Origin of the sequence: Lacticaseibacillus rhamnosus, from assembly GCF_900636965.1 — a bacterium.
GTDB classification, from domain to species: Bacteria; Bacillota; Bacilli; order Lactobacillales; family Lactobacillaceae; genus Lacticaseibacillus; species Lacticaseibacillus rhamnosus.
In genome coordinates this window covers 2,815,548-2,831,312 of record NZ_LR134331.1, presented here as the reverse complement: position 1 = coordinate 2,831,312, position 15,765 = coordinate 2,815,548, and the positions used below count along the sequence as shown (strand labels likewise).

Below are 15,765 nucleotides of genomic sequence, written 5' to 3'. Positions count from 1 at the left end.
CCAAAGCAAGGAAAAAGTTAAACCGAATTGTTAGTTCCTTTTGGTCACCCAAGTGCAAACTTCATTCATTCAGATGTGCTGTATTGAGGATACGTTATTCAAACCCTGAACCACAGTTAAATGAGTCGTTTGGTTCCTGATCCAAGTTGTCCTCAATCAGAAGCTAATTCCTTTTCAATTGCCTGAACTTCGGCTTCATCATCAGCCACAGCGCCACTGGCCAAGGGATGACCACCGCCGCCGTGTCGGACTGCAAGCGTATTGATCTCTTTCGTTTTTCCGCGTAATTCAACGCGATATTTGCCATCTTGGCGTTCGGTGAACACGACCCAGCGATCAATGCTGGCGAGTTTGCCGATGTTGCCAACTGCTCGCTGTTCTTCGCCATATTGCAAACCAAACTGCTGGAGGACGGATTGCGTGATGATCAACGAGCCGGCACCATTTGTAGTGATGTGGACATTTTCAAGTGCCCAACCGATGAGGCGGCCGACATTTTCCGGGAATTGATCTTCTTGGCGGCCGATTGCTGGAGCATCGATGCCGGTGGCGAGTAAGTCAGCAGCGGCACGATGGGTTTGAGCGGTGGTCAGATCGTACAGGAAGCGGCCGGTGTCGCCAATAATGCCAGCATACAGAGCTGCGGCGGCTGGTTGCGTGAGCGTCAGGCGTTGACTGTGTTGAGTCAGCAGCCACACCATTTCAGATGCACTGGAAGCGTTCGTGTCGACCCAGTTGATGGCGCCCAGCGGTTCTTCTTCCAGATGGTGGTCAATTTTAATCACCATGGCCCCGCGCTCAAAAAGCGAACCCGCCACGCGTTCACGATTGGACGTATCAATCACGACGACTAGCGCATGTTGATACGCAGCGGCGGGGACGTCTTGCTGCGGACCGATCCACGCCAGATCCGGTGCGGCTGGTCCGGCGGTGTAGATGGTTTTTTGCGGGTAGGCCGCGCGCAGTAGCAAGGTCAGTCCGGTTTGTGAGCCGATTGCATCAGGATCAGGGTTGATGTGTCGATGAATGATAATGGTCTCGAATTTTTCAAAAGCAGCAAGGATCTGTTTGATTTCGGTTGACATGTTGAGTAAGCTCCCTTGATAAAAATGTTGCGGTGACAGTCCGTTGGCGAAAATCGTTGCCTGACACTTACTTCCTTAATCGTACCGGTCTCAAGGAAAAAGACAACTGCTATAATAAATGCAAGCAAACTTATTGGAGGCGGCGGCTTGAAACGACTATTGAAATGGGTAGCGGCACTTATCGGCGTGGTGGTACTGGCAGCAGGCGGTTATTTGATCTATCTTTTTACGACTTATTATCGTTTGCCAGACGATCAAGCGTTGAAGGTTAAGCATCAGCAAAGTGCGCAGTTTAAGCCCGGACAAACCTACACAGCGATGACGTACAACATCGGCTATGGCTCCTATCCGCCCAGTTATAGTTTTTTCATGGACGGCGGTAAGTATTCGCGTGCTTATAGCCAACAAGCCGTGCGGAAAAGCATCAATGGGGTGATCAAAACCACGCAGGCGCAGCAGCCGGACATCGCTTTTTATCAGGAAATTGATCCGGATGGCGATCGCTCGCGGCATGTGAATGAAGTCGAGATGGTGACGAATGCGCAACGGCAATACGCTAACGTTTACGGCCAGAATTACGATTCGGCGTATCTGTTTTACCCGTTTAATCAACCGATCGGCAAGGCCAAGTCCGGGATTCTAACCTTGAGTAAGGCCAAAGTCGATAGCGCCCGCCGCTACAGTTTACCGGTGGACACTGACTTCAATAAAATTATCGACTTGGATCGCGCGTTCACGGCAACGAAAACCACGGTGGCAAACGGTAAGCAATTCATCATGGTGAACATCCACATGTCCGCCTTCACGCCAAATGTCAAAATCCAACAGGCACAGTTTGCCAAGTTGTTTAAATATATCAATCACGCCTATCAGCAAGGCAATTACGTCATGGTAGCAGGTGATTATAACCACCGGCTCTTGAAAAATACCGCCGAAATCTTCCACACCAAGGACCTAGACGAAACCTGGACGCATCTGTTTCCTAAGTCAAAGTTACCAGCCGGCTTTTATATCCCGACAATGGGACTGGCAGCGGCAAAGGTACCATCAGTACGCGCGTTGGACCAGCCGTATAAGCCGGGAAAAAGTTTTGTGACCTTAATTGACGGCTACATTCTGTCGCCAAATATCAAAGCGGAAAGTGTCCATGTTGTGTCGACCGGATTTCAGTATTCTGACCATAATCCGGTGGTGTTGAAGTTTCAGTTGAAGTAAAACCTCGCCAAAGTTATTGCATACGATTAAGCACGGACTATTTCCGGTTTTATAGGAAAGTAGCCCGCGCTTTTTTGTCAGTTGGCTGCTCTCTGACAAATTTGGCAATGCGTAGACTTTAACCGCATACAGTTTTCTATGGCTGTTTAACCAATGCAACGGGCTTACCAGTTGCGAATTGGTACACACAATTTTCCGTGTCCTCCTAGAAACAAAATTTCATTGTAAACTTATCTAACTCAAATACTTGAAATTGAGTTTCATCTAGCGCCATAATCAGGTTGAGCAATGAAATCTTTGTAGGGAGGGGAAACATCATGGCGATATCTGCTTTTGCACTTATTTTTCTAACCATCTATGTTGGCTTGGCACAGCTTGATGCACTCTCATTGAAGATCGGGTTATTTTCACCGGTGTTTGGTGGGGCAGTAACTGGTCTAGTCATGGGTGACTTGAAAACCGGCTTGATTGTCGGTGCGACTTTGCAGTTGGCAACGTTGGGGGTCGCTACTTATGGCGGCGCGACGATACCGGACTTTCTTTCCGGATCAATCATGGGCAGTGCGTTTGCGATTATGGCAGGACGCGGGGCTGCGTATGGGATCGGGTTGGCGATTCCGATTGGTTTGCTGCTGACCCAGATGGATATTTTAGCGCGGATGACGAATACGATTTTCCAGCATCACGCGGATAGGTTGGCGGCTAAAGGTGATTATAAAGGCGTCGAGCGTAACAATCTTTATGGTATTATCCCGTGGACGGTTTCGCGGATGTTACCGGTTTTTGTCGGCTTGTTCTTTGGCTCTGCAGTGGTCAAGGCGATCAACGCTTGGATTCCGACGTGGTTGATGACCGGTTTGAAGACGGCCGGGATTATTTTACCGGCTATGGGGATTGCAATCCTGATGCGGTACTTGCCGATTAAACGGTATTTTCCGTACTTTATTCTTGGCTTTGTGCTAATGGCTTACTTTGCGAAGTCATTCTCCTTGCTGGGCACGGCGCTGGTTGGCTTCGTCTTCGCGGCGTTACATGTCTTAGATGCTAACGAACGCAAGCACAATGGCAACGGCGGCAATGGCCCAAGTAAGCCTGATAATGGCGGTAGCGGTGATAGCGACGATGAGGAGGTCGAGATCGATGTCTGAGTTAAAATTAAGCAAGTTAACCAAAAAAGATCTTAAGCAGATTTTCATTCACAATGTTTTAGGACTACAGCTGGGCTGGAACTATGAAAAGATGCAAGGCTTGGGTTACGCCTATTCGGTCATGCCGGCACTGAAGCGTTTATACAAAGATGATCCGGCGAAAATGAAACAAGCCCTCAATATGGAAATGGGCTTCTTCAATACCACCCCGCAAATGGCACACTTGATTGTCGGTGCGGATGTGGCCTTGCAAGATCAATTGGGCATGAACGATGAAAATGAAAAAGCGATTACCGGTTTGAAAACAGGGTTGATGGGTCCGTTTGCCGGCGTTGGCGATACGATTTTTGTCGCGATTTATAATGCGATTATCTATTCTATTACGGCATATTTGGCCTTATCGAATCAACCGATTGGCCTGCTGATTCCTGTAATTGGCTGTTTGGTTATTTTATGGGTGCGGTGGAAGTTATTTAATGTCGGGCTGGCTCAAGGGACACGGTTGGCGACGACTTTTGCTGATAGCATGGCGATTTTTACGGAAGGCGCCTCGATTCTTGGTTTAACCGTTGTCGGTGCGATGATTCCTGCAGTTATCAATTACAAGCTTGATTTAACCTATAAAGTCGGCAAAGTCACGATGAATGTGCAGGATATGCTGGATAAGATCATGCCTGCTTTGATACCGCTGGCGATTGCCTTGTTCTCTTATTGGATTTTGGGACGCAAGCATATGAACTCGACTCGGCTGATTTTTGTTTTAATCCTCATCGGCATGGTTCTCGGCAACTTAGGCGCGATTTTCGGCTGGATTGGCAGCTTAGTTTAAGCATGAGGACACTTTTTAAAAGAAGATCCGCCAGCTTGTTAAGTACTAACGTGAAACGGCGATTAGCACACATGCTGAGTTCAAACGTTATGGTGAAAGGAAGATTCGAATGACAATTGTGGCAGCACGCGTTGATGAACGGATGATTCACGGCCAGGTGGCGATGGTGTGGACCAATACGGTTGGCGCTAATCGGCTCATGGTCGTCAATGATGCGGTGGTTCGTGATGACATGGCGATTCAAGGACTGAAAATCGCCCGACCTGCAGGGAAAAAGTTAGCCATTAGCTCGGTTGCCAAGGCGATTGAAAATTTGCAAAATGGCAAGTTTGCCGCTGATCAGGTTTTCGTCATTACCCGCAATATTCCGGATATGGCGAAGTTAATTGACGGTGGCGTGCCGATCACATCCTTTAATGTCGGCAATCTGTCTGAAAAGCCGGGGTCAAAGAAGATTAAGCCATCAGTGGCGTTGACTGCCGATGATATTGCGATGATTCGGCGCTTACTCAAACAAGGGATTACCATTACTGCGCAGATGGTGCCCAATGAGAGTAAGACCTCGATTGCTACTTTTATTGATAAAGTCGAATGAAGGCCCTTTTAACGAAGGTGCAAGCGCGATTGCCGCAATTAAGTCCGGTGAATCGCGCTTTGGCCGACTATGTGTTAACCGATGCCGAGGCCTTCATCGCTCAGACAACTGCGCAGATTGCCCGGGCTAGCGGCGTATCGGCAGCATCGGTGATTCGGTTTGTCCGGTTGTTTGACTATCCGGACTTGCAATCATTTAAACTCGCCTTGGTGCGGGATACGCAAGCCCCCGCGCTGACGCCGCTCGATCCGCTTGTTCAGGATGATGATGATTTGCCAACGATGATGCGAAAATTGAGTCAGACGGCGATTGCGGCGGTTCGCGATTTACCGGACGAGCTGGATCAGGCGGCGGTTCAAGAGGCAATTACCACGTTACGCCATGCGCGGCATATTTATCTTGTCGGCATGAGTGCGTCGGCGTTAGTCGCCCAGGATTTATATTTAAAACTCATCCGGGCAGGGTATCTGGCCATTTTTGACGCCGATGCGCACACGGCACTAGAGCGCGTGTATTATACAACGGCGGCTGATGCGGTGGTGGTCTTTTCCTATAGCGGGCTGACGAAAGAAGTGGTGTTGGCAGCCCAGCAAGCGCGGCGGAATCAGACGCCGGTGATTGCCGTAACGCGTGCCGAACCAAGTCCATTGCGCGATGCGGCCAGTTGCGTGATTGCCTTGCCGCCGACCGAGCCGTTGTTACGAATCGGAGCCGTGACGTCAATGTTTACGGAGACTTATGTTGCCAATATTCTTTTCCTCGGCGTGGTTCATGGTGAAATTAAGCAAACCGAGCAGAATTATCGGGCAACATCACACTTAACTGGAGCGTTGAAGATTCGAGGGGATAAATATGTCAATCGCAGACTTAACAACCGAGCAACGAAATCCCGCCAGCATGCACATCGACACCATGACGACGCCGGAAATCGTGGCGCTGATTAACCATGAGGATGCCAAAATCGCCCCGGCCATCGCTACGCAAACAGCCCAGATTGCCGCGGCGATTGATGAAGCCAGCCAGCGTTATAATCGCGGCGGGCGGTTGATTTACGCCGGTGCCGGTACATCCGGGAGGCTAGGAGTTTTGGATGCTGCGGAATTGGTACCAACTTATGGGATTCCGCCAGAACGAGCAGTGGGCTTGATTGCCGGCGGGATGGGAGCCATGTTTAAATCAGTTGAAGGCGCTGAGGATTCAGCTGAGCTTGCCGAACATGATCTTAGGAAGTTGAATCTGAATGCCAACGATACGGTCATTGGCATTGCAGCTTCCGGGCGGACCCCTTATGCCATTGGGGCGTTGACGTATGCGCAACAAGTAAAGGCGTTAGCAATATCCGTAACCTGCGTGGCCGCCAGTTTACTTGCCGACCATGCCGACATTGCCATTGCCCCCGTGGTTGGCCCGGAAGTCATTACCGGGTCAACGCGCATGAAAGCCGGAACTGCGCAGAAAATGGTGCTGAACATGCTTTCGACCGGCGTGATGATTCGGGCGGGCAAAGTTTTTGGCAATTTAATGATTGATGTGTTGCCGACTAATGCCAAACTGGTGGATCGCGCGCAACGCATTATTGCCGAAACAACTGGTGTCAGTGCGACTCGAGCGGCATCCTTACTAGAGGCAGCTGCACACAAGGTTCCGGTTGCGATCGTGATGGCCAAAACCGGTCTGGATGCTGCTGCGGCGACCCAAGTGCTGGCTGCTCATGATGGCGTGATTAGTGATGTTTTGACCGCTTGGGAGGCAGAACATGGCAAAAGTCTCTGAGTCGCAGTCGTTGTTGGCACCGATTACCGCAGCAATTCAGCAGCAGGCGGTTTGCGGTGTGGCGTTTAGTGTCGTCGGAGCGGACGAGAATGCCGTGCATTTTTTAGGCTTTCAAGGAACCGGAGCCGACCATTTGCCGCTGATGCCTCAGAATCGGTATGATCTGGCGTCGTTAACCAAAGTCGTTGGCACGACAACGCGCTTGCTGCAATTGCTGCTGGCGGGAAAAATTCAGCTGGATCAGCCGATTGGATCACTGGTCAGTGGATTGCGCTACCCACAGCTCACCATCGAACAGCTCATGTTGCACCGCAGCGGGTTACCTGCTGACGTCCCTAATGTGCACGCACTTGATCAAGCAGGGTTGATTCAGGCCGTTAAAACGATGGCGGCAGTTGTCCCGCCAGACACCACCACCCTGTATTCTGACTTGAACTTTATATTACTAGGCTGGGCAATTGCGGCGGTGGATGGGTCACTTGCCGCCAGTTTGCATCAGCATGTTTTTGCGCCTTTGGGGATGCAGGCAACCGGTTATTGTCCGCAGGCAGTGGCACCAAGCGATTTTGTGCCGACTGAAAATGTGCCAGAACGCGGTGGGGTTTTACGTGGGACGGTTCACGACCATAAAGCGTTTTTGCTTGACGGGGTTAGCGGTCACGCGGGTTTATTTTCAACGTTAGGCGATCTGACGACTTTTACCCGACTGTTGGCCGGTTTGCCAGTGTCGCATGGTGAGAAGGTTTTACCTCCGGCAGCATTTTCGTTGCTTGAGCGTTACTGTGTTGGTGGGCGGACGTTGGGCTGGCGCTGCTGGGCGCAAGGTCGCCATCAATATTGGCACACTGGGTTCACAGGTACTTCGATTGCATTTGATCGCGATACGCAGCGTGGCTTTGTTTGTTTAACCAATCGTATTTATCCGAGTCGGACGCACCGCGCTTGGTTACGCATCCGCCGGGAACTGCTGACTCAATTTTTCGGGATTGAAACTTCCTGGCCGGATTAGGTTGGGCGTTACTTGGTTGGCTCTTGGCAGGACGACCATGCGTGGGTGTATGATCGATAGTAACTTGGGTTAGTCATCACCGCTTGTCGCAAGTGATGGTGGCTGGCTTGCGATCGGAGATAATGTGAAATGGCGCATGACCACTTAATTGCACAACTTGATCAGCTGCAGCAACAGTTTGGTGAATCGCACGCTTTGTTACTTGCTGATGAGCGGCAGGTGCTTTTTGGGACGCGAACCGATGTGCTTTTCCCCGCGGCGAGTTTGATTAAGTTGGGGATCGCTGCCTATGTTAAAGCGCAGGCACAAGCCGATTCTAGCCAGTGGCAGCGGAAAGTAGTATTACCACGGCCGGTTGGCGGCGCGGGGGTACTGCGGTTCATGGCCGATTCATCCTGGTGCGTGCGCGATTTGGTGACTTTAATGTTGATGGTTTCAGATAATTTAGCGGCCAATGCTTTGTTGAAAACGTATGGGCTAACAACGGTGGAGCGATGGTTGGATCAGCAGTTTCCGGGTGCCAAATTAAACCGTTCCTTGATGCAGCCGCATACCGACAATGACAACTGGATCTCGGCTGCAGCAACGTGGCGTTTATTGCGATCCTTATTGACCCCACCGTGCCGACCAGCTGACGGTGACTGGTGTGCCCGTGCCCTGCGTCATCAACAGAATCGTACCAAGTTGCTGCTGGCACCAACCATGAAGAATTTTGTTGGCTGGACAGCGGGTAAAACTGGTGAACTGCCAAATTGTGAACATGATGCGGCTTGCTTTGCGGCTGAAGGGGAACAATTGTATGCAGTTGTTTTGACAACGTTTGATCATCAACGTGAAGCGGCCATGCGGTTTAATCAACAAGTTGGTGCGCTAATCGTGGATGACTTTCAGCAGCGCCGGAATCGACTACACTGAAAAATGAATTGAGTTGGCAGCGGCTTAAGCTCCGTCTGGACACAAGCGTCTTGTTCCATGACCTTGTGTGCAGGCGGGGTTTTATTTTTGCGAAAATTATTATAATATGATTAATAATTATTACGAAAAAATGAGGAAAATAAAGGAGTGCTGACAGCCTATGCAGGTAGCCCACGCAACCAGCCCGGTTCTGATTACAGATCGGGAATCCAATCTTCAAATTGGCAAAGATTTTACTAGCAACCTGATTGGCTCGTTGAGTGGCGGCATGTTTTCGTTTGGGATGGGGCTGATGTTGCTGAATCAAACGCACCTGGCGATCAGTTTCGGTTTATCAACAATTGTCGGGCCGCTGGTTAGTTTGCTTCTGTTTGTTCCTATGGGCAGCATTGTTGATCGTTATCCGCATCGAAGTATTTTAATCGTAAGCAATCTGGTGCGTTTGCTGGGACTAGGGCTGTTCGCGTGGGCGCTACCGGGATTTTCCGGCGTGCAAAAACTTGTTCCGGTTGTCCTTTTTGCCATTGTTGATTACATATGCAGCGATTTTAGCTCAACAGCCTATGCTGCTTCTGTCCATGAATTGGTTAATGAGCGGAAAATTCAAAAGTTAAGTTCACTAACATCCACGGCTGGCTCCATTTCCTCGATTTTTTCGCCGATGTTGGGCTTGGGACTTTACACGCTTGCCGGGTTTGAAGCCTTTATTTTCGTGGAAATGGTTTCGTCAACGGTCTCGTTTTTGATTATGCTGACGATGAAGTTTCATGTGACCAAGCGGCAGCCGACCGCGAAAAATGCTGCTGCCAGTCGGCCATTGGCAATGTTTAAACAAGGTATGGCTTATGTCAAAACGCGTCCATTGGTTAAGGGGGTCATCATGGTTGGCGTGGTTTTGAATTTTAGCTTCACCAGCGTCACGGTTGGCATGCCTTTTGTCATCACGAATACGCTGCATCTGGGCAGTGCACCGATCGGGTATCTGGAAACCGGTTCTGCTATCGGGATTTTGATTGGCAGTTTGTTTATGAGTACGATCAGCGGTGAAAAGCGGATTCGCCTTAAGATTCTCGGGCCGGTTTTAGCGGATTGTGTGCTTTTGATCGCATTAGGCGGCGTGTTTAATTTTGCCAAGACAGCCAGTGGCGTGACGATTCCCGGCACGATTCTGATGGTAGTACTAGGTTTTTTGATCGTGATTCCTAACATTGTCATTCAGGTGGAAATCCAAAAAACGGTCCCGACTTCTTTTTTGGGCCGGGTCAATACGACGTTGATGACGATCAATAATTCGGTGACCCCGGTGGCAACCTTCTTTTATACGTTCCTGTTTCAAAACATCGCGAAGAATTACCTCGTCTTTGTATACAGCGGGATTGTGGCGTTGCTTTACATGATTGCGATCACACCGCGAATCTTGCGGGTGTTCGTTCAGGAAGGCATTGAATAGTAGTGGAGAGTACTTTCGTGGAAAAGCGTTGGTGAGCGGAATAGCAGTCGTTCACCAACGCTTTTTGCATGGCTATCAGGCTGAATGTGGCCGCGGATGAAGCGTTAAATTGAAAAATTTCAAGCTGGAACGATACGTTTTACAGAATGCTTACATAATTAATACATCGCCTTGACACTGATCTTTACAAAGGCTTGGTAGTCTCAGTGTAAGGAGTTGATGAGGAATGAGTATTCGACTAGCAAATGTGTCAAAGGATTTTGGCAACACCAAAGTACTATCCGACATTTCCGTCGAGATTGAGCCTGGCGAGTTTTTTGTCATGGTTGGGCCATCTGGTTCCGGTAAAAGTACGCTGTTGCGGATGATTGCCGGTTTAACCAGTGTCACGGATGGACGGATTTATTTTAATGAACGCGATGTGACGGATTTGCCGCCAAAAGATCGCAAATTGGCGATGGTTTTCCAAAACTATGCGCTACTGCCATTCATGAACGTTGCCCAAAACGTCCGCTTCGGCTTGGAGAACCAGGATTTAACTGATGATGAAAAAAACAAGCGCGTGGATTGGGCGTTGGACTTGGTACACTTGACCGATTTGCGTGAGCGGAAACCAAAAGAGCTTTCTGGTGGGCAACAGCAGCGAGTGAGTCTGGCGCGTGCTTTGGCAACTAAGGCGCCGGTGGTTTTAATGGATGAGCCGTTGTCAAACCTTGATGCCCAGTTGCGAACCGAAATGCGTGAAGAAATTGCGCGGTTGCATCGTGAAATTGGCATGACCTTGATTTATGTTACCCACGATCAAGTCGAAGCGATGACCATGGGCGATCGGATTCTTGTGTTGGATGATGAAAAGATTCAGCAACTTGGCACCCCGCTGGACTTGTATAATCATCCTGCCAATGAATTTGTTGCCAAGTTTATCGGCAGCCCGGAAATGAATCTGCTGCCAATTACGGTTAGCGATGAAGGCGATCGCTTTAGCATTGGCGATACTTTCTGGACTGACAATGCGTTTGTCCTTCCGTTTGACTTGCCGGCTGGTTCCTATCATCTTGGCATTCGGCCGGAGAAGTTGGTACCGGTTTCGATTGCCAACCCGGATACCATTACAGCCAAGGTGAAGAGCTTGCAACAGCTTGGCAATGACACCTTGATTTTCTGCGACTTTGATGGCCAGTCATTGGTCAGTCGGGTTCCGGAACAGTTCACCGTAGCGGTTGGCGCTGAGCTTAATTTATTACTGCCGGCTAATGCCGATGAATGGCATCTCTTTAATATTGATGACGGTGAGCGGATTGCCGTGGCGCCAGTTAAGGAGGCGGCCGCTTATGGAGCTTAATAAGGAACTTAATAAATCGACTGCCAAATCGCAAGGCAAGCTTGCTGAAACGATTCGGGAAAATAATAAGCCGGCCTTTTGGTTTTTGATGCCGTCACTTCTGATCCTGACCTTATTTACTTTTTATCCCATGATCATGACGGTGTATAACAGTTTCTTTGCAACCAACATCCGCGGTGAATCGGCTAAATTCGTCGGACTGGGTAACTATCTTGATATCTTCAAGGATCCTTTATTCCTGCAGAGTTTGACGGGAACGCTAGTCTATGTCGTTGCCTTTGCTTTGGCGACCATTGTTCTTGGCGTTATTTTGGCACGTTTGGCAACGATGAAGTTACGCCGGATCAGTTGGTTCCAAACGGCATTTGCCGGTACGATGGGCACCAGTGCCGCCGCTGCTTCGATTCTCTGGCTGTTCTTATTCAATCCATCTGTCGGCCTCGCCAGTTTTGCCTTAAAAGCGATGGGCGTCACCAATGCCAATTTATTGGTTGATCCGACCGGTGCCATGATTGTCATCGTTTTAGCCAGTGTCTGGATGGCATTGGGCTTTGCCTTTTTGATTCTTCTGAGTGCGTTTCAAAGTGTGCCGCCAGAATACTATGAAGTTGCTGACATTGCTGGCTGGTCACAATTCAAGCAGACACTCAAGATTACGGTTCCGATGATTTCGCCAACCCTGTTCTTCTTGTTTGTGGTTGAAATCATTGATGGGTTCAAAATGTTTGCCCAGATTGACTTAATTACAGGCGGCGGTCCTAATAATGCCACGAATTTCCTAGCATATAAGATTTATCAAGATGCCTTTGCTTTCCACAACTTTGGAACGGCCAGTGCGGAATCCATTGTGCTAACCGTCATTATTGCCTTGGCCACTTGGGTTCAATTCCATTTCACAGAACGGAAGGTGTATTACGCATGACACATGTCAAACACGGAGCACGTTATCTTTTATTGACGGTGGTTGCAGTGATACTTTTATTCCCGATTCTGTTGGGGATTTGGGCATCGTTACTACCGACAAAAGATATTGCGGCAGGGAATTTCTTATCCACCAATATCTCGCTTAATAACTATTGGCAGGCATTTGTCACCACACCGATTATTCGCTACATGATTAACTCGTTTGTGACGGCCGGATTAATCACTATCGGCCAATTAGTTTTATGTACACTTGCTGCTTATGCCTTTGCGTTTATGAACTTCCGCTACAAAAAGCAGTTGTTCTTTGCCTTTTTGATCACCATGATGTTGCCATTTGAAGCCCAGATCATTCCTAATTTTCAGACGGTAAAAGCACTCGGCTGGCTGAACAATTATGCTGGCTTGACGATCCCGTTTTTCACCTCAGCCTTTGGGGTCTTCATGTTGCGTCAAGCCTTTTTACAGATTCCAACCGACTTGGTGGACTTTGGCAAGTATCTTGGCCTTAGCCGCTTGCAGTTTCTGTGGAAAATTGCGGTGCCGTATAGTCGCAGCATGTTGATTACCTTTTCCCTTTACACGTTTCTGACGCATTGGAACCAATACCTATGGCCGTTGATTACGACCTTCTCGGATGATTTCCGGCCAGTTCAAGTCGGCTTGAAGCAGTTACAGGCGGAAGATACGTTCGCCAACTGGGGGATGGTGATGGCCACGGCGATCATTGTGTTGTTACCAACCTTGGCATTGTTGCTCATTGGCCAGAAATTCTTCAAGCGTAATTTGAATGCAGGGGGGACGAAGGGTTGAAAACCACATATAAGAAGATTATTGCGATAGTCGCAGCGATTGTTGTTATTTTCGGACTTGGCTTTTTCTTCACCCACCAACAATCGGCCAGTGCTGCTGATAACAACGGGCGCACGACCATCACGTTTTGGCACTCGATGAATGGCCCGAATGAAAAGGTTCTGGAAGGCTTAGTCGATCAATTTAACAAGAGTCAGACCAAATACACGGTTAAGCCGATTTATGCCGGCAGTTATGAATTGTCGATTATGAAATATGCCAATACGGTCGGCAGTAATGTTTCGCCTGATTTGATTCAAAGTGACCAGGCCAACCAGTCTATGATGATCGGCTTGAATTCAACGGTACCGGTACAAAAGTTCATTGATCGTGACCATTATGATTTGAGTCAATTGTATCCAGGGGTGACAGCCGCTTATAAAATCAATGGTAAGTTAGCTTCCATGCCGTTTAACTCCTCTAGTTCGGTTATGTACTACAACCAGAGCCTATTTAAAAAGTATGGTATTCCTGATTTGCCACTGTCACCGACGTATAGCGACGTGACCAAGGCAGCGGTTGCGTTGACTCAAAAGAGTAAAGGTGCGGTCAAAGGGATGACGATGCAGATCTATGGCTGGCTGCCGGAAGAGTTGGTTGCCAATCAAAATTCACTTGTCGTCAACCACGATAACGGCCGCCAAGCGATGGCAACCAGCGCCACATTAAACTCGCCGGAAATGGTCAAAAGCATGAATTGGCTGCAAGACGTGATCAAACAAAACGCCTTCCAAAACTTTGGGACCGGATCAGCAGCTGGCAACAACCAAAGCGCGGCGTTTTTGGCGCAAAAGGTCGGCATCTTCATGCAAAGTTCCGCTATGTTAGGGCAGTTACAAACGAACGCCAAATTTAAGTACGGCGTGACCTTCACACCGCATCCGGATGGTACCAAAGCGAATGGTGTAGCGATTGGCGGCGCAAGTCTATGGATTACTAAGGACAAACCAACCGCTGTCCAAGAAGGGGCTTGGCAGTTTATGAAGTACCTAATGACGCCTAAGTCTCAAGCAACATGGCAACTCGGCACGGGCTACTTTGCGGTTAACCAAAAAGCTAACCAAGTGAAGAGTCTGGCTGATGCGATTAAGAAAAACCCTGCTTTAGCGGTTCCGATTGAACAACTGAACCAAGGTCATATCAATGCGGCCACAGCAGGTGCGTTCTTCAGCAATATCCAAGAAGAACGGCAAAATGTTGAATTGGCTATGCAACAGATTTATGGCGGTGCCGATGTTAAGAAGGCTTTAGATGAAGCGGAAGCCGATACGAATACGGCCATTTCAAAGACCAATTCCGTCAGTGGCAACCTGCTGGACTACAAGCGTTAAGTTGCCAGTTGCACCCATATTGCCCAACGACCGTAACCCGCGTATGATCAAGACAACGTTAGACATCATTATCGCAAAGGAGCTGGTCGTGATCATGCCAAAAGTCTATTTTCTCTGTACAGGGAATGCCTGTCGCAGTCAAATGGCAGAAGGTTTTGCCAAAAAATTGCTGGGGCGTCAGTGGCAGGTGAAAAGTGCCGGCATCGAAGCGCATGGCCTAAATTCACTGGCGGTTAAGGTCATGGCAGAAAAAGGCATCGATATTTCGCAACAGCAATCAAAAGTGCTCAACGAAGCCGAACTGCAGCAGGCTGATTTGATTGTGACACTTTGCGGGGATGCGCGGGATCGGTGCCCGGTGACGCCGCTAACCGTTCGCCGCTTGCATTGGCCGCTGGCGGATCCAGCAGCGGCGAGTGGTTCGCAAGAAGCGGTGTTGGCGGTTTTTCGCCAAGTCCGCGATCAGATTGAAGCTCATGTGCGGGCCTTGAAAGCAGATGCCTGATACAGCTTGGCGCAGACGGTTTTTGATCAGTAAAGTATGCGAAATGGAGGCTCATGATGACAGTAGCAATTTATGGACATCGCGGTTATCCGGCGCGTTTTCCGGAGAATAGTTTGCAAGGATTCGAATATGCCTGTGAGCATGGCATCGATGGCATTGAAACCGATGTGCAGATGAGTGCGGATGGGCATTTGGTGATCATGCATGATGAGCGCGTTGATCGCACAACAGATGGCACTGGCTGGATTGCGGATTTAACCCGGACGCAACTCAAAGGGATGCGGCTGGCCAATGGCGAACACATTCCATCGCTTCGGGAAGCATTGACGGTTTTAAGCCATTATGACGTGATGGTTAACATTGAGTTTAAAACCGGCAAGATCCGCTATCCGGGCATTGAGGCGCTGACGCAAGATTACGTTGAGCAGTTCAATATGCAGGATCGCGTCATCTACTCCTCATTCAATCACGACAGTATCAACGTCATTCATACCCTTGCGCCGAAAATGAAAACGGCGTGGTTAACGAGTCGGGTTCTAACCGGTGCCACCTTACCATCGTATTTGGAAGCCGTCCACATTGAACATTACAACAGCCACCTCAACAAAGCCCAGCGCGTCTGGACAGTTGATGATCCGCTGAAAATGAAACAACTGATGCGCGAACGTTACGTTACCGGGATCATTACCAATCGTTTTGAAGAAGCAATGGATATGCGCGACTTGGTGGCTAAGGAAGCCGAGACACCAGTTTAAGTACAGCGCAAGACTAAGTTTCATTCACGAAATTAAAAAA

Annotated in this window: 16 protein-coding genes; 15 read left to right on the top strand and 1 reads right to left on the bottom strand. The window is 49.1% G+C overall.

All coding sequences use genetic code 11. The features are described from left to right. Window positions 1–152: 152 nt before the first annotated feature. Entirely contained in the window at window positions 153–1,085 is a 933-nt protein-coding gene (locus EL173_RS14265; RefSeq protein ID WP_005690687.1) for a DHH family phosphoesterase, read from the bottom strand. 147 nt (window positions 1,086–1,232) lie between these two features. Here EL173_RS14265 and EL173_RS14260 point away from each other — a divergent pair, with 147 nt between their 5' ends. The 15 genes from EL173_RS14260 to EL173_RS14190 all read left to right on the top strand — a co-directional run bounded on the left by EL173_RS14260 (window position 1,233) and on the right by EL173_RS14190 (window position 15,725). After that, entirely contained in the window at window positions 1,233–2,300 is a 1,068-nt protein-coding gene (locus tag EL173_RS14260; RefSeq protein ID WP_014571703.1) for an endonuclease/exonuclease/phosphatase family protein, read from the top strand. 317 nt (window positions 2,301–2,617) lie between these two features. Further along, window positions 2,618–3,448, top strand: a complete 831-nt coding sequence (locus tag EL173_RS14255) for a PTS mannose/fructose/sorbose/N-acetylgalactosamine transporter subunit IIC (protein WP_005690692.1) — start codon at window positions 2,618–2,620, stop codon at window positions 3,446–3,448. Beyond that, on the top strand, window positions 3,441–4,277 hold the full coding sequence (locus EL173_RS14250; RefSeq protein ID WP_005690694.1) for a PTS system mannose/fructose/sorbose family transporter subunit IID: 837 nt from the start codon (window positions 3,441–3,443) through the stop codon (window positions 4,275–4,277). Before EL173_RS14255 ends, EL173_RS14250 begins: the two co-directional genes overlap by 8 nt. Before the next feature lie 109 nt (window positions 4,278–4,386). Then, complete coding sequence (locus tag EL173_RS14245) at window positions 4,387–4,872, top strand: PTS sugar transporter subunit IIB (RefSeq protein WP_005690696.1); 486 nt, start codon at window positions 4,387–4,389, stop codon at window positions 4,870–4,872. Beyond that, entirely contained in the window at window positions 4,869–5,816 is a 948-nt protein-coding gene (locus EL173_RS14240; RefSeq protein ID WP_005690698.1) for a MurR/RpiR family transcriptional regulator, read from the top strand. The genes EL173_RS14245 and EL173_RS14240 overlap by 4 nt, the downstream gene beginning before the upstream one ends. Next, window positions 5,725–6,645 (top strand): N-acetylmuramic acid 6-phosphate etherase, encoded by a 921-nt coding sequence (gene murQ, locus EL173_RS14235; protein WP_015764772.1) that lies wholly within the window; start codon window positions 5,725–5,727, stop codon window positions 6,643–6,645. The genes EL173_RS14240 and murQ overlap by 92 nt, the downstream gene beginning before the upstream one ends. Continuing rightward, window positions 6,629–7,654 (top strand): serine hydrolase domain-containing protein, encoded by a 1,026-nt coding sequence (locus EL173_RS14230; RefSeq protein ID WP_005690702.1) that lies wholly within the window; start codon window positions 6,629–6,631, stop codon window positions 7,652–7,654. The genes murQ and EL173_RS14230 overlap by 17 nt, the downstream gene beginning before the upstream one ends. 129 nt (window positions 7,655–7,783) lie before the next feature. Beyond that, on the top strand, window positions 7,784–8,569 hold the full coding sequence (locus tag EL173_RS14225) for a serine hydrolase (protein ID WP_005690704.1): 786 nt from the start codon (window positions 7,784–7,786) through the stop codon (window positions 8,567–8,569). 160 nt (window positions 8,570–8,729) lie between these two features. Continuing rightward, on the top strand, window positions 8,730–10,019 hold the full coding sequence (locus tag EL173_RS14220) for an MFS transporter (protein ID WP_005690706.1): 1,290 nt from the start codon (window positions 8,730–8,732) through the stop codon (window positions 10,017–10,019). Between the two features lie 226 nt (window positions 10,020–10,245). Next, on the top strand, window positions 10,246–11,361 hold the full coding sequence (locus EL173_RS14215; RefSeq protein WP_005690708.1) for an ABC transporter ATP-binding protein: 1,116 nt from the start codon (window positions 10,246–10,248) through the stop codon (window positions 11,359–11,361). Continuing rightward, complete coding sequence (locus EL173_RS14210; protein WP_005690710.1) at window positions 11,351–12,283, top strand: carbohydrate ABC transporter permease; 933 nt, start codon at window positions 11,351–11,353, stop codon at window positions 12,281–12,283. The genes EL173_RS14215 and EL173_RS14210 overlap by 11 nt, the downstream gene beginning before the upstream one ends. Then, on the top strand, window positions 12,280–13,095 hold the full coding sequence (locus tag EL173_RS14205; RefSeq protein ID WP_005684959.1) for a carbohydrate ABC transporter permease: 816 nt from the start codon (window positions 12,280–12,282) through the stop codon (window positions 13,093–13,095). Before EL173_RS14210 ends, EL173_RS14205 begins: the two co-directional genes overlap by 4 nt. Then, window positions 13,092–14,465, top strand: coding sequence for an ABC transporter substrate-binding protein (locus EL173_RS14200; RefSeq protein ID WP_005690712.1), 1,374 nt, complete (start codon window positions 13,092–13,094; stop codon window positions 14,463–14,465). The genes EL173_RS14205 and EL173_RS14200 overlap by 4 nt, the downstream gene beginning before the upstream one ends. 94 nt (window positions 14,466–14,559) lie before the next feature. Then, a complete protein-coding gene (gene arsC, locus EL173_RS14195) occupies window positions 14,560–14,970 on the top strand; it encodes an arsenate reductase (thioredoxin) (protein ID WP_014571700.1) in 411 nt (136 codons plus the stop codon). 56 nt (window positions 14,971–15,026) lie between these two features. Continuing rightward, on the top strand, window positions 15,027–15,725 hold the full coding sequence (locus EL173_RS14190) for a glycerophosphodiester phosphodiesterase family protein (protein ID WP_014571699.1): 699 nt from the start codon (window positions 15,027–15,029) through the stop codon (window positions 15,723–15,725). Window positions 15,726–15,765: the final 40 nt, after the last annotated feature.

Excerpts from the sequence above, each read along its gene's own strand:
- EL173_RS14265 (WP_005690687.1), bottom strand. The coding sequence starts at position 1,085 with ATGTCAACCGAAATCAAACAGATCCTTGCTGCTTTTGAAAAATTCGAG.
- EL173_RS14255 (WP_005690692.1), top strand. The coding sequence starts at position 2,618 with ATGGCGATATCTGCTTTTGCACTTATTTTTCTAACCATCTATGTTGGC.
- EL173_RS14250 (WP_005690694.1), top strand. The coding sequence starts at position 3,441 with ATGTCTGAGTTAAAATTAAGCAAGTTAACCAAAAAAGATCTTAAGCAG.
- EL173_RS14245 (WP_005690696.1), top strand. The coding sequence starts at position 4,387 with ATGACAATTGTGGCAGCACGCGTTGATGAACGGATGATTCACGGCCAG.
- EL173_RS14240 (WP_005690698.1), top strand. The coding sequence starts at position 4,869 with ATGAAGGCCCTTTTAACGAAGGTGCAAGCGCGATTGCCGCAATTAAGT.
- murQ (WP_015764772.1), top strand. The coding sequence starts at position 5,725 with ATGTCAATCGCAGACTTAACAACCGAGCAACGAAATCCCGCCAGCATG.
- EL173_RS14230 (WP_005690702.1), top strand. The coding sequence starts at position 6,629 with ATGGCAAAAGTCTCTGAGTCGCAGTCGTTGTTGGCACCGATTACCGCA.
- EL173_RS14225 (WP_005690704.1), top strand. The coding sequence starts at position 7,784 with ATGGCGCATGACCACTTAATTGCACAACTTGATCAGCTGCAGCAACAG.
- EL173_RS14220 (WP_005690706.1), top strand. The coding sequence starts at position 8,730 with ATGCAGGTAGCCCACGCAACCAGCCCGGTTCTGATTACAGATCGGGAA.
- EL173_RS14215 (WP_005690708.1), top strand. The coding sequence starts at position 10,246 with ATGAGTATTCGACTAGCAAATGTGTCAAAGGATTTTGGCAACACCAAA.
- EL173_RS14210 (WP_005690710.1), top strand. The coding sequence starts at position 11,351 with ATGGAGCTTAATAAGGAACTTAATAAATCGACTGCCAAATCGCAAGGC.
- EL173_RS14205 (WP_005684959.1), top strand. The coding sequence starts at position 12,280 with ATGACACATGTCAAACACGGAGCACGTTATCTTTTATTGACGGTGGTT.
- arsC (WP_014571700.1), top strand. The coding sequence starts at position 14,560 with ATGCCAAAAGTCTATTTTCTCTGTACAGGGAATGCCTGTCGCAGTCAA.
- EL173_RS14190 (WP_014571699.1), top strand. The coding sequence starts at position 15,027 with ATGACAGTAGCAATTTATGGACATCGCGGTTATCCGGCGCGTTTTCCG.